General features: G+C 44.6%; 13 protein-coding genes and 1 pseudogene. All 14 read left to right on the forward strand.

Annotated features, from left to right (window positions below; genetic code table 11):
- Nucleotides 1-8 precede the first annotated feature (8 nt).
- The 14 genes and pseudogenes from GN277_RS32395 to GN277_RS10780 all read left to right on the forward strand — a co-directional run bounded on the left by GN277_RS32395 (nt 9) and on the right by GN277_RS10780 (nt 13,793).
- Nucleotides 9-2,220: pseudogene (locus GN277_RS32395) on the forward strand (peptidase U32 family protein).
- A gap of 8 nt (nt 2,221-2,228) precedes the next feature.
- The gene (locus tag GN277_RS10725) at nt 2,229-3,701 is read left to right on the forward strand and encodes an FtsW/RodA/SpoVE family cell cycle protein (RefSeq protein ID WP_159751024.1); all 1,473 of its coding nucleotides are present in this window, start codon (nt 2,229-2,231) and stop codon (nt 3,699-3,701) included.
- 37 nt (nt 3,702-3,738) lie between these two features.
- On the forward strand, nt 3,739-5,067 hold the full coding sequence (locus GN277_RS10730) for a peptidoglycan D,D-transpeptidase FtsI family protein (protein ID WP_159756646.1): 1,329 nt from the start codon (nt 3,739-3,741) through the stop codon (nt 5,065-5,067).
- Nucleotides 5,068-5,103: 36 nt separating this feature from the next.
- Entirely contained in the window at nt 5,104-5,424 is a 321-nt protein-coding gene (locus tag GN277_RS10735) for a hypothetical protein (protein WP_159751025.1), read from the forward strand.
- A 1-nt stretch (nt 5,425) separates the two neighbouring features.
- On the forward strand, nt 5,426-6,664 hold the full coding sequence (locus GN277_RS10740) for a DUF2953 domain-containing protein (protein ID WP_159751026.1): 1,239 nt from the start codon (nt 5,426-5,428) through the stop codon (nt 6,662-6,664).
- Nucleotides 6,665-6,684: 20 nt separating this feature from the next.
- Nucleotides 6,685-7,080 (forward strand): GerW family sporulation protein, encoded by a 396-nt coding sequence (locus GN277_RS10745; protein WP_159751027.1) that lies wholly within the window; start codon nt 6,685-6,687, stop codon nt 7,078-7,080.
- Between the two features lie 93 nt (nt 7,081-7,173).
- Nucleotides 7,174-7,311, forward strand: coding sequence for a hypothetical protein (locus GN277_RS29415; protein ID WP_204162734.1), 138 nt, complete (start codon nt 7,174-7,176; stop codon nt 7,309-7,311).
- 287 nt (nt 7,312-7,598) lie between these two features.
- Complete coding sequence (locus tag GN277_RS10750) at nt 7,599-8,564, forward strand: DUF6033 family protein (RefSeq protein ID WP_159751028.1); 966 nt, start codon at nt 7,599-7,601, stop codon at nt 8,562-8,564.
- Between the two features lie 2 nt (nt 8,565-8,566).
- Nucleotides 8,567-9,232: a DUF6033 family protein gene (locus tag GN277_RS10755; RefSeq protein ID WP_159751029.1), complete on the forward strand. Its 666-nt coding sequence runs from the start codon at nt 8,567-8,569 to the stop codon at nt 9,230-9,232.
- Nucleotides 9,233-9,676: 444 nt separating this feature from the next.
- The gene (locus GN277_RS10760) at nt 9,677-10,990 is read left to right on the forward strand and encodes a zinc ribbon domain-containing protein (protein ID WP_159751030.1); all 1,314 of its coding nucleotides are present in this window, start codon (nt 9,677-9,679) and stop codon (nt 10,988-10,990) included.
- 453 nt (nt 10,991-11,443) lie between these two features.
- Complete coding sequence (locus GN277_RS10765) at nt 11,444-12,079, forward strand: hypothetical protein (protein ID WP_159751031.1); 636 nt, start codon at nt 11,444-11,446, stop codon at nt 12,077-12,079.
- A 13-nt stretch (nt 12,080-12,092) separates the two neighbouring features.
- Nucleotides 12,093-12,464 (forward strand): FkbM family methyltransferase, encoded by a 372-nt coding sequence (locus GN277_RS10770; protein WP_159751032.1) that lies wholly within the window; start codon nt 12,093-12,095, stop codon nt 12,462-12,464.
- Between the two features lie 23 nt (nt 12,465-12,487).
- The gene (gene rfbF, locus GN277_RS10775) at nt 12,488-13,264 is read left to right on the forward strand and encodes a glucose-1-phosphate cytidylyltransferase (RefSeq protein ID WP_159751033.1); all 777 of its coding nucleotides are present in this window, start codon (nt 12,488-12,490) and stop codon (nt 13,262-13,264) included.
- Between the two features lie 4 nt (nt 13,265-13,268).
- A complete protein-coding gene (locus GN277_RS10780) occupies nt 13,269-13,793 on the forward strand; it encodes an NUDIX domain-containing protein (protein ID WP_159751034.1) in 525 nt (174 codons plus the stop codon).
- Nucleotides 13,794-13,813 lie beyond the last annotated feature (20 nt).

Raw genomic sequence — 13,813 nt, forward strand, 5'->3', positions numbered from 1 at the left:
GAGGGTATATGATTGACAGACAGATTGAGATACTTGCGCCGGCCGGCTCCTTGGAGAGCTTAAAGGCTGCCGTCTGTGCGGGGGCGGACGCAGTCTATATCGGGGGACAAGGTTTGGAGCGAGAGCATATGCGAAGAATTTGACCGAGGACGAGCTGCTTTGGGCCATTGATTATGTACATATTCATGGGAGGCGTATTTATCTGACCGTGAATACGCTGTTGAAAGATTCCGAGACAGAGGAGCTTTATGAATATCTCCTTCCCTATTATCTTAAGGGGCTTGACGGTGTAATCGTCCAGGATATGGGGGTGTTGGAGTATTTGCGCAGATATTTTCCAGACCTTAATGTCCATGGGAGTACCCAGATGACCATTACAGGGGCGGACGGGGCGGAATTTTTAAAAAGACAGGGCGTGGTGCGGGTTGTGCCTGCAAGAGAATTATCCCTTAATGAGATTCGCCGTATGAAGGAGCAGACGGGGATAGAGATTGAGTGCTTCGTCCATGGAGCCTTGTGCTACTGTTATTCAGGACAGTGCCTTTTAAGCAGCATGATCGGCGGCAGAAGTGGCAATCGGGGACAGTGCGCTCAGCCTTGCCGACTTCCCTGGCAGGCAGAGGGGAGAAAGGCTGAAGATTTGATGAGCCTTAAGGATCTGTGTACTATTGACATGCTTCCAAAGCTTATTGAAGGGGGGGATTGATTCCTTCAAGATTGAGGGCAGGATGAAGCAGCCGGATTACGTGTACACTGTGACAAGCATTTACCGGAAATATGCAGATCTTTATCTTGAGAAGGGCATAAAAGGTTATAAGGTGGAGAAGGCTGACCGAGACAGGCTCTATGGCGCTTATCAGCGCAGAGGGTATACGGATGGATATTATGGGCGGCATAACGGAAAAGAGATGGTTTCCTTTCAGCGTATGTCAGGGGAGAAGGAGGAAAACCACCTTCAGGAATTTAAAATACAAGAAAAAAATTAATGGTAATTTAATACTTTCTGTGGGAGAGCGTGCTAAACTGGTATTAACCTATCATGATTTAGAGGTAGAGTGCAAAGGCGGGACAGTACAGCCTGCCATGCGGCAGCCCTTGGATGTGGAGAGAACGGAAAAACAGATGCGAAAGACCGGCGGCACAGAATTTCGGTTTGAGAAGTTTTGGGTAGAGATGGACGGGGAGTGCTTCCTTCCTGTGCAGGCGTTAAATGAGCTGCGAAGGGATGGGCTTCAAAGGCTTACGGAGGCGATTCTGGACAAACACCACAGGAAGGAGTCAGAAGCGCCTGCCTGTAAAACGGGTGGACAAGGTTTGGACTTAGAATTGAAAGGCTGTAAGGAGGATGGCAGAAGGCTTGGCCTATGTGAAATCAAGGATGAAGATTCGCACCTTGGAGTACAGAAAGAGTACAAGCCATATCTGTCCTGTGTTGTTTTGACCTTCCCTCAGCTTAAGGCTGTCATTGACTGTGGAAATATAGGGACGATATACATAGATGATGAACTTGGCGTGCAGGAGCCGGTTAGGCAATATCTGTCCAAGTACAGAAAGGCCCATCGGTATTTTCTGGCAATGCCCCACATTTTCCGTATGGCGGATATGAAGGGCTGGGAGGATTTTTATGGCGAGATGGAGAGCTTTTATGACGGTGTTCTGCTTCGCAACTGGGAAAGCTACCAGTGGCTTTTGAGTCGTGGTTATAAGAAAGACATTTGTTCTGACTCTAACCTGTATGTATTTAACAGATATGGCAAGACTTTTATGAAGAAGCAGGGAATTAGCCGGTTCACGGCTTCGGCTGAGCTAAACGTAAGAGAGCTTAAGAAGCTTGGAATCCAAGAAGCAGCATTACAGGTCTATGGATATCAGCCAGTCATGGTGACGGCAAACTGTATCCAGAAGACAACAGGAAGATGTCAAAAGGAGGAAGGGGTAGCTTTTCTGACTGACCGCTATCAGAAACGGTTTGCGGTAAGGCGGTGCTGCCGCTATTGCTATAATGTGATTTACAACAGCGCCCCTTTGTTCCTTGCGGATAAGGAGCCAGAGATCAGAGGGCTTATGCCGGAAGAACTTAGGCTTGATTTTACCATAGAAACAAAGGTGCAGGTGCGGGAAATCACGAGGCTTTATGAGGAGGCATTCCTTTTTTGCCAGGATGTGGCGCCGCCCCAGGGGGAATATACGAGAGGGCATTTTAAAAGGGGAGTAAAGTAGGTGAAGATTTGGTAAATATTATTGTTGAATTATCAAAATATTTAATGATCGTGCTGCTTACCATGTATACATATCTGTGTTTCAGCATTTTTGGGTATAGTGATCCGGACAGGCAGAGAAGTATGCTAAGAAGGCAGAATGTTCTGATGTTTATGATCCATATCAATGCATTTATGGTGATGTATCTTGAAAAGGAGGACATCAAGATTCTTGCATTTTATGTGATACAGGTGATATTATTTATCACAACTATAACGCTGTATACGAATATTTATCCCAAGTCCTCCAGGCTGGTGGTGAATAATATGTGTATGCTGCTTTGTATCGGTATGATTATACTGGCCAGGCTGAATTATGAGAAGGCTGTGAAGCAGTACGTCATTGCAGCAGGGGCGATTGCGGTCAGTATGGCGGTTCCGGTCATAATCCGGAAGTTTAAGAAGCTGTCAGAATGGAGAAATCTGTATGCCGTTGCCGGAATTGCATCCCTTGCCATTGTCGTGGTAGTTGGGCGGGTGTCCTACGGGGCGAAGCTTGGGTTCACGGTTGCAGGAATCAGCATCCAGCCGTCAGAGCTGGTGAAGATTATTTTCGTGTTTTTTGTGGCATCCAGCTTCAAGATGTCGCTGGAATTTAAGAATATTGTGATAACCACGGCTCTTGCAGCCTTCCATGTGCTGATTCTCGTGGTGTCTAAGGATCTGGGGGCAGCCTTGATTATTTTCGTGGTGTATCTGGCCATGCTCTATGTGGCGACCCATCAGTTCCTGTATGTTGCCGCCGGACTTGGCGCGGGCAGCGTGGCGTCAGTGGGGGCCTATTACTTGTTCAACCATGTGAGAACCAGGGTAGAGGCATGGAGAGATCCCTTTGCGGTCTATGACAACGGAGGATATCAGGTTGCCCAGTCCCTTTTTGCCATCGGTACAGGCGGATGGTTTGGAATGGGGCTGTTCCAGGGGATGCCGGAGAAGATTCCTGTTGCGGATGAGGATTTTATCTTTTCCGCCATATCAGAGGAGATGGGATTAATATTTGCCCTGTGCATCATTCTCATCTGTGTCAGTTGTTATGTAATGTTCCTAAATATTGCCATGCAGCTTCACAATATGTTCTACAAGATGGTGGCTCTTGGACTTGGGACCTGTTATATTTTCCAGGCTTTCCTGAATATTGGGGGAGTGACCAAGTTCATCCCGTCTACGGGAGTGACGCTGCCGCTTGTAAGCTATGGAGGAAGCTCGCTGCTTAGCACGCTGGTTATGTTTGCTATTATCCAGGGATTATATATAGTAAGGGAAGACGAGGAAGAGGATATTGAGAGAAGAAAAAAGGAAAGGCTACGAGCAAAGAGAGGCCCAGAAGCGGGTGTGGGCAGACCGAGAAAGACAAGAGATGTCCCGGAAAGAGAGAAAAGAAGCCGACCGCCAAGACCGGAAAAAGAACAAGGCAAAGCGCGCAAGGAACAAAGAGTTCGCTAGGGTCACGTATATTTTCGTCGCGCTGTTTCTGGCTATGATGGGATATATCAGCTATTTCCAGGTTACAAGGAGTAAGGAGTACATCCAAAGCCCCTACAATGCCAGAAAAGATTCCTATGCGGAGCGGGTGGTGCGGGGAAATATTCTGGACAGGAGCGGGAACGTACTGGCCAGGACGCTGGTATCTGAGGACGGAACCGAGACGAGGGAGTACCCTTATGGCAATATGTTTGCCCATACGGTGGGCTACAGCGACCACGGCAAATCAGGGCTCGAATCTGTGACGAATTTTGAACTTTTGACATCCAATGCATTTTTTCTTGAGAAATTAAAAAATGAGTTCCAGGACAAGAAGAATATGGGGGACAGCGTGGTTACCACGCTGGACGCAAATCTGCAGCAAACGGCATATCAGGCCATGGGGAACGCTAAGGGAGCAGTTGTGGTGATGGAGCCGAGTACAGGCAAGATACTGGTGATGCTCTCAAAGCCGGATTTTGACCCGAATAGGCTGTCGGAGGATTGGGAATACTTGAATACAGATGTTAATAGTGCGCTTCTGAATCGCGCCACCCAGGGGCAGTACGCGCCTGGCTCTACCTTCAAGGTGATTACAGCCCTTGAGTATATGCGGGAGAATCTGGGAGCTTCGAGTTACAGCTATAACTGCGGCGGGGCCATTGAGCAGGACGGGACGACAATCCATTGCTTCGGCGGAAATGTCCATGGGCAGGTGTCTTTTGCGGACAGTATTGCATACTCCTGTAATACCTCTTTTTGTAATATTGGGCTTTCGTTAGATATGGGCAGATTTAAGAAGACATCTAAGGAATTGTTGTTCGACTCAAAGCTTCCTTCTGTTCTGCCTTATAGTAAGAGTAAGTTTATGCTGGATACAGGGGCCACCAGCGCGGATAAGATGATGACTGCCATGGGCCAGGGCAAGACCCAGGTTAGCCCCTATCATATGGCATTGGTGACATGCGCCATCGCCAACGGCGGGATTCTCATGAAGCCGTATCTTGTGGATTCGATTACGAACTATACTGGACAGGAGGTGGATAAGAACCTTCCGGAAGAGTATAAGACGCTGATGACGGCGGACGAGGCAGCGCAGCTTAAGCAGTATATGACGGGTGTGGTGGAGTACGGGACGGCGACGGTGCTTCGGGGCCAAAGCTACACGGCGGCAGGAAAGACCGGAACGGCGGAATACAGCTCTGACAAGGAAAAGGACCATTCCTGGTATATTGGTTTAACCAATGTGGACAACCCTGAGCTGGTAATCAGTGTGATTATCGAATCCTCTGATGGGGAAGGGAAAGCCGTCAATGTGGCGAAGCAGGTATTTGACGCCTATTATTAAGTTTTTTGATATTTTAGTGTACAAGAGGGGCGGAATATGAGATACTATAAACATCTATATGTGGCGGAGGGGCTTCGGAAAAAGGAGAAGATCATCCGTAAGCTTAACAATAATAAACTGCAAATGAATATCCATGTCATAACTTTGGCGAATAATGAGAAGAATCAGTTGGAGATCTATCATTCCATGGTCTTTTTACAGCCGAATTTTCCTCATGACGACTTATTTGTGGTCGGACTTGCAAAAGGTTATGAAGATGCGGTAGAAATGGTGGAAGAAATCGCTCAGGAAGTGTATAATAAGACAAAAGGGGCAGACATTCGTTCCTATATATTAGAGAGAGAACAGGAAGAGTAAGATGCTACATATTCTATTGCTTATCTTGAAAATCATAGGGATTATAATTGCAGTAATACTGGGGATACTTGTATTACTGGTTTGTGTCGTTCTTTTTGTTCCGGTCAGGTATGACATGAAGGCCGTATCAAAGGGCACATTTGCCAAAACCTGTATGAAAGCCAAAGTGACGTGGCTTTTACATCTGGTCAGAGTGAATCTGTGCTATGAGGACAAGGTGTTTTCCTGGCAGGTTCGGGTTGGGTGGAAGAAGATACAAAGCGGTCAGGAAGAAAAAAAGACTATAGAAGCAGAGGTGAAGACATATGATGAAGAAGTGGACGAGGATTGGGAAGAAGAACTTCAACAAGAGCCGGTCTCTTTTGGGTCTGGTTCGGAAGAAGCCGGTAAGAGGCATCGGGAAGTTCTGGAAGAAGAAAAGGGTAAGCCCGTTAAAGAGCCTGAAGAAAAACGGGAAGGTTCTGTGGAAGGGCTTGAAGAAAAACAAAAGGTTTGGGGAGCGTCTGGCAGAGATGTGCGGAATTCGTCCAAAGAGCCGGAACGGCTGGTGGACGAGCTGGAACGGGAGATGGAACGGGTCCTTGAGGCCGAAAAAGATATGGAGGAAGAAGAGTCCGCTGATTGTAAGGAACGGCAGGAAGATTGGGAAGCTGACCAGCAGGAATGGAAGATTGTTTCTGAAGACAGCGGGGAAGAACGGGAAACGGATTATGAGGGAACTGAAGAAGAAGGGACCGGAATATGGCAGAAGGCTGCAGGCATCTGTCAAAGCATTTACCAGAAGATAGCCAATCTGTACCGCAAGATTGCTGGGATACCGGAGAAGATTGGCAGTACCGTAGAGGGGCTTATCCAAAAGGTTCAGGGATTGCTGGAAAAGAAGGATAAGATCATAGAGTTTCTCTCGGATGAGATTCATCAGACAGCATTTATGAAGGCAAGGGATGAAGTGCTTTTCCTGCTTCGCAGGCTGAAGCCTGGGACAATTCAGGCGGATATCCGCTATGGATTTGACGATCCGTCCCTGACTGGTAAGGTTCTGGCTGGACTTAGCATGTGTTATCCCTTCTTGGGCGACGATGTGGATATTCATCCGGATTTTGAGAAAAGGGTGTTTGACGGGCAGCTAAAGATTGCAGGGCGGCTTCGGGCAAGCTATTTTTTGAAGCTTTTGTGGAAACTTGTGTGGAGTAAGGAAGTGCGCATGACCTACCGTCATGTGAGAAATTTTGAATTATAAGCAGTAGGAGGAATCGGATTATGACGGATCATCAATTTAAGGGAACAGTGGAGGCTTTGTTTAACGGAATGGATGGGGTAATCTCATCTAAGACTGTGGTAGGAGAAGCAATCCATATCGGGGATACCATCATCCTTCCTCTGGTGGATGTGTCTTTTGCCGTGGGCGCAGGAGCATTCAACGGGGACAAGAAGGAGAAGGGCGCAGGCGGGCTTGGCGGTAAGATTACTCCCAGTGCGGTGCTTGTAATTCAGAATGGACATACGAAGCTTGTGAATGTCAAGAATCAGGATACCATGACGAAGATTTTGGACATGGTGCCGGATATGATTGACCGTTTTGGGTCCAAAAAAGAAGATAAGATGACAGAGGATGAGGTGATGGACATCTTAGATTCGGCACAGGATGACCAGTAGGTTTTATAATATTGCCAGGTATTTAGAAGAACGGAGGCATTTTTTTAAGGGACGGCACATATGATATAAAAAATGCGGGCAAGGGTGGCTGTGATGAAGCGAGTTATAGGATTTGCCCTGTTCTGTGTGGCGCTTGGAATGGTTCTGGCACTTATTCTGCCGAACATGTTTGTGGCGGTGTTGTGTATCATCTTGTGTATCCTGGCGGGATATAATTTATTTTGCTGTTGAAAGAGACTGTTCTATGAAGTGAAATTGCGCAAGGTATGGTATTGTCTATGATTTGGATTTTACTATATCTTGTGCTTTATGCTTTGTGGGGCGGCTTTTTTAGCTCATGGCATGTATGTGGATTGGGGCAGCAGTAAGCAGATGAATGTATATCACTTTTATTCCCGAAAACCCACCATTTCATTCCATTATGATTGAAAATCAGAATTCTTTGTCGATATACTTATAGGGCACATCGTAAGCGGAAGCTATTTGTCTATGACCAGAACAAAATAGGAGGAATGAAGATGGAGTTTGAAGTGACAGGCAAATCAAAAGGGTACAATTTAACGGAGCTGTTTCTGAAAAAAGAAGGAGCGGGTAAGAATGATGGCATGAGTTTTGCAGAGCTTGCGGCTGCAAAATCAGCAGAGGAATCGGCAAAGCAGCCGGATACTTTGGAAGGAACGAAAACCGGACTTTTTATGGGTGAAACATATGAGGAACGCCTTAATAAAATTGGGGATAAAAATTCGGCCAATGCCTTTCGGGATGCTTATGCGAAGAAAATGGCGGGTTCTGTGGATTATGTTTCAGCCATTAGTCAATTATTTAACACCGGATATGTAGGCGCGGATAATTTTGCAGATGCCTTCCCCCAGTATGACGTCATCACCCATGTGGGAAATGCAGATATTTCTTCTGCTAACTGGCAGAGAAATGATTTCCCCTTTTGGGAGTATTTTAAAAGAGATACCAGTGCAGACGCTTTAAATGACTGGAGACCTTTAGGTGAGAATCCACCTCAGACCCGCGGTGATTTGCAGAGAAACTATGGCAGTATCGGCCCTGGCCGAATTGCAATTCTCATCCCGGAGAGTCTGCAAAAAAAGATGGACGCAGATCCTGCCTATGCGAGAAAGATTGTGGCGAAGCTAAGGGAATGGAAGGAGGATTATGACAGATGGGACAATACGGTGGCTGCATCCTACGGAGGGAATGTAGCAGAGCATCAGGCGAGCAAAAGTTATGTGTTTGATCTGGATGAAAACGGAGATGTGAGGAATTGTACTGTTACCAGCAGCGGCGGAGAGATTACGGGGCCTACAGAGGAAGAAAGAAGGCAGTTTGAGGCTGAACAGGAAAGGAAATGGAGACTGCGTGTGAAGTATATTAAGATTATGGAGGATGGAGCTGAAAGTAAGATACAAAAGGAACTGGAGGCGTTACGTTTCTTTCAGAGCCAGCGCATAAGACAGGAGGTATTGCTGTAACTATGAACGTTTTAACTGTAAAGGGTGATTTGGCTGATGTGTCTTCATTTGTGGGGAAAACACAGAAAAAGGCTGACGGAGGTATAAGTTTTATAGAGCAATTACAGAGTATCAGCGAAACAACGGGTTCTTCGCCGGTGGAGGCATATCAGAAGTATCTGGAGAGAAGGTATGGAAATGTGATGGTCCAAAGTGTCATGAACGACCAGAAAAGTATGGATAGAATCGGAGGAGCAACGTTTGGAACAGGGAATGTGGTAATAGCGCCCAACATTTTAGAGCAGATGGCGAGCAATCCGGAAAAAGCAGCCTATTATGAAGGGAAGATACAACATTACTTCCAGACTCTGCCCGCGTGTGAAGCGCAGCTTTCCGCTATGGGGCACGAAATTCACTCGTCGGGTGTTGTGATTCATCCGGACGGAACGGTAACCTATTATGTCACTGGTGATTTAAAGCCGGAGGTGAGGGCGAAGATCGAAGCCCAGATTAGAGCCGAGGATGAAGCTAAGGCAAAGAGGAAAAGAGAGTATCAGAGGCTCAGTGAGGAGGCGGCAGAAAGGCGGAGAGAAAGTATACCCTTAGGGCATCCCGTGATGCATGCCCCTGGCGGGGCGGGTGGACTGCGTCCATTAGGGTATGCGGATTTCTGCTGTGGCAGGCTGTGAAATTACGGGATGCCCTTTGGGTATAGAAATGTCTCATGTTTTGGGATAACTGCCTGGACTTATGGTAAGGGGGCAGGGGCAGCCCTGATTGGCTGAGGGGTTTGCCAAGACTTTTATGTAATCAAGAAAATTGAAGATAAAAAACAGGCGCAAGGTATCTCCGTGATTTTGGAAGTATCTTGTGCCTGTTTATATTTGAAAAAAGACGTTACGAAAAAGTATACTTTTTCATAATGGTACATTTAAAATAAATTCTCAACCATTCTAATATATTATCGACAAAAAGTCAATAAACTTAATCTCTATTTTTTGTAGCATATGTCTAAAAAATTTTCCATAGAAATCGTTACGAAAAAGTATACCTTAATGGACGCAGTCCGCCCGCCCCGCTAGGGGCATGGATTACAGGATGCCCTTTGGGTATATCTTATTGGACGGAATCATATGCCAGTAGACAAAGTATGTAAAACCATTCATCAGTATAGTAAAGAACCGCTCAAAGAAGCAGATATGCAGAAGCTTTTAGAGATTGCCGAGGATTACAAAAAGGTGAAAAACTATGTATATTCACGCTTCGGAGGACTCCATAGCCTGTCAAAGCTCTATCCGGGCTACACGGTGCAGAATGAAATGACGGCCAGCGGTTACCGCGAAACATTAGGGATGCCGTCAGTATACTTCTATCTGGCGATTTTCGATGCGTTGGGCGATATCAAGCTTCAGTGGACCAGAACAAAAACGAAGATTTCCAAGCTGATGAATCAGAATGAAAGCTTTACAGAGGAGGATAAGCATTATCTGAGGTTTTTGATTAAGGTGAGCAATGGGTTTGAAGAAGTTCTGAACCAGAAACCGGTCGAACTGCCCAGGACACTACAGAAGCAGTATAGTGAATTGGCGGCGAAAGTTGACGCAGAAAGGCTTAACCGTTATCTGTGCAGGCAGGTGAGAAAGCATCACGTAAAGCTGCATACGGACAGAGCAGACGGCTTCGCTATAGCGGAGAGGGCTTATCGTTATGCAGATCATGGAATCTATATTTCCATAAAAGAGAAACGGAAAAGAATCTTTGTACCGCTGACAGACCATAACCAGTATAAAAGTCAGCTCTATATTAAGCTATATCCAAAAGAGAGTTGCATTAAAATTAAAGTACCGGTGAATGTTGCGGTTCGCGAACATGAGGATTACAGGAACCAGGTAGGAGTGTCGTTAGGGCTTTATACGATGCTGACAACAGATCAAGGCCATCATTATGGCGATGAGCTGGGAAGGTATCAGATTGAATATGCAGACTGGATTCGTGAGCAGACAAGGATTTATAACCGTAACAAGAATGAGAACTGTGGAAGGAAGAAGTACTATGGAAAGAAGAAGCGCTTGGAAGAACAACTGCACAGTTACATCAATCAAGAGTTGAACCGTTTCCTAAGAGACGAGAAGCCGCGGACCGTCTATATTGTAAAGCTGCCGAAGCCCCAGGCAGGCGGCGTGAATAAGAGGATTAATCACTCCATGACGCAATGGCAGAGAGGCTATATCAGGAAACGCCTGACACAGAAATGTAAGGAGCATGGGGTAGAGCTGGTACAGGTTTTGGGTAAGGAGATCAGTAATGAATGCAGCGGGTGCGGAGCAGCAGGAAAAAAGAGAGACGGATATTTTATCTGCTCTAATTGCGGCTGTCGCATAGAAGAAAAGACAAATACGGCAAGGAATGTGCTGATGAGGGGAGCGTCGGGAAAGACGGTGAATTAAGTCATAAGAACATTGATTCAGATAAATGCCGGTGATGAGCCGGAATTTTACCTGTGTGAAGTATGAGGACTGAAGAAAATGTTCCTGATATAAAAAAATAATGAACGGCATTAGAAGGCAAAAATATTGCGTATTGGGTATGCCAGGACCTGGGGAACATGGGAGGCTGTGATGTACCTGGGAGCGAAGCAGAAAGAGAAGCTGCATCGTCTGTTTTAAAGGCAATAAGATTAAGAGGGTATGTAAGCATATCCATTTAGAGAATATTGCAGGAGTGAGCAGATGACCAATGTATCTTATTTAAAAAATATGAACAAAGAGTGCAAAACTTTTAAAATATATTAAATGAAGTATATGTGCCTTATTTAATAATATTAATCTGGCACGAACATTTTAAATAGGATTAATGATATTAGATGATTGAAAGTCAATATAAATTAAGGAGGCAGCAGGATGAGAATTTATAAATTTCCATTTGAAAAAGTAAAAAAGGACAATGCGAGGATTATTCTATATGGTATGGGAAATGTTGGCAAACAGTATTTAGCACAGTGTATGTCATCACATATTAAGGTATTGTTTGCGGTAGATGGTCACAATGAACTTTCTTTTGTAAAAATGCACGACGTTCAGGTATACAACCCGAAGAAAATTAGTGAATTAGAAGACCATCAATTTGACTATATAGTAATTGCAATGGATCACGACGAAAATGCAAAAGACATTAAGGAATTTATCATACAATTGGGAATCCCTGAGGAAAAAATAATTTATTACATAGATTATTATGACAGCAGAAAATATTTGCGAGCACCTGAACTTTATCCGTGGCATAATCCTTCTTTTAGTTGGTTTGGCGAGGACTTAATTGTGTCAGGATTGTTTAAATGTATGGGGGTAGACAAGCCAACATATCTGGATGTGGGATGTAATCACCCCTATGAGGGAAACAATACAGCCTTGCTGTATCTGACGGGGGCTTCTGGTGTGAATATAGATGCAAATCCTAACTGTATACAGTTGATGAATATAGAACGGCCGGACGATGTGAATGTATGTGTCGGAGTATGCGGGGGGGGTATCCTGTGAAAAAGAATTTTATATGTTAGGTGATTATGACGCATTAAATTCCTTTTCTCAAGAGTACATAAAAGACTATGAAAAACGGCATAATGTGGAACATGAGGGCGCAAAAACGATTAAGGTACAGTGTCTTTTGCTGACAGACATAATTGAGATGTATTGTGGAGGCATATTCCCCGATTATTTTGATTTGGATGTGGAAGGGCTGGATGACGAGGTGGTGGCAAGTTATGATTTTGCACACAATGGCCCTAAAATTATGTGTGTGGAATCACATAGCGCGTCGGTATGCAGACAGATGCTGTCTCAAGGATATATACAGTATTTTTCAACCGCTCACAACGTAATATATGTCAAAAAGGATTTAATAGGTGAGGTATTACGAATGTGAGATTTTTAATGGGGGTATACCATATGAAGGTAGTGATTTTAGCAGGCGGTTTTGGAACAAGAATTAGCGAGGAAAGCTACTTAAAACCCAAACCAATGATTGAAATAGGAGATGCACCAATTCTATGGCATATCATGAAGATATTTTCTTTTTATGGATTTCATGATTTCTTGATTTGTGCAGGCTACAAACAACAGATAATTAAGGAATATTTTGCAAACTATTATTTACATAAAAGTGATGTGACATTTGATTTTGCAAAGGGCGGCAATATGATTGTACATAATAATGCATCCGAGCAATGGAAGGTTACGATTGTAGATACCGGATATCATACGATGACAGGAGGACGTATTAAAAGAATAGCAAAATATGTAGAAAATGAAACCTTTTTTCTGACATATGGGGATGGTGTTGCCGATGTCAATATAAATAAGTTGTTAGAATATCACAATGCACATAAAAAGATTCTTACTGTGACGGCTGTTAATCCCGGCCAGCGTTTTGGCGTATTAGGCCTTGACAGAGAAGGGAATGTCAGCCGGTTTCATGAAAAGAGAAGTAAAGATGCGGAGTTAATTAATGGAGGGTTTATGGTAGCAGAACCCCAAATATTTGATTACATAGATGGAGATTCTACTTTTTTAGAAAAAGAGCCGTTGGAAAGGCTGGTCAGGGATAGGGAGGTGGCAGGATTTAGACATGACGGATTTTGGCAGTGCATGGACACACAGCGGGATAAGGAAAAGTTAGAAATGCTTTGGCAGGACAATCAGGCGCCATGGAAGGTTTGGGAATGAAAAAATGAAGGACAATCAAAATATTTTGGAGCAGTTCATGAAGATTGACGGTAGAGAAGGGCTTGAGGAAGAAATATTTATTGCCGTATCAACGATTATACCTATCGTTAATGTTGATTTGCTGATATTGGACAGTCAAAATCATATTCTTCTTTCATGGAGAGATGATGTGTATTTTGGAAAGGGGTGGCATCTTCCAGGGGGCTGCATCCGGTATAAGGAAACGATGGCACAGCGTATTCAGAAGACGGCGATGAATGAAATAGGTACAAGGGTTATTGCAGCTTCAGAACCAATAGCTGTTAAGGATGTGATTATGGGAAGGGATAACGCTAAGGTAAGAGAACGGGCGCATCATCTTGCAATTCTGTATAAATGTAGGCTGCCTGACCAATTTGTCATAGACAATGATAAAAAAAGCAAAGGTACACCAGGCTATTTACAGTGGTTTGAAGCAATACCAGAGGATATTCTTCCGATTCACGAGGTTTATCAGGATGTTTTTAAGCGATACGGATTAATGCCGTAATATACTTGTGAAGGAGCAAA

This window comes from Sporofaciens musculi (assembly GCF_009830285.1).
In the GTDB taxonomy this organism is placed as follows: domain Bacteria; phylum Bacillota; class Clostridia; order Lachnospirales; family Lachnospiraceae; genus Sporofaciens; species Sporofaciens musculi.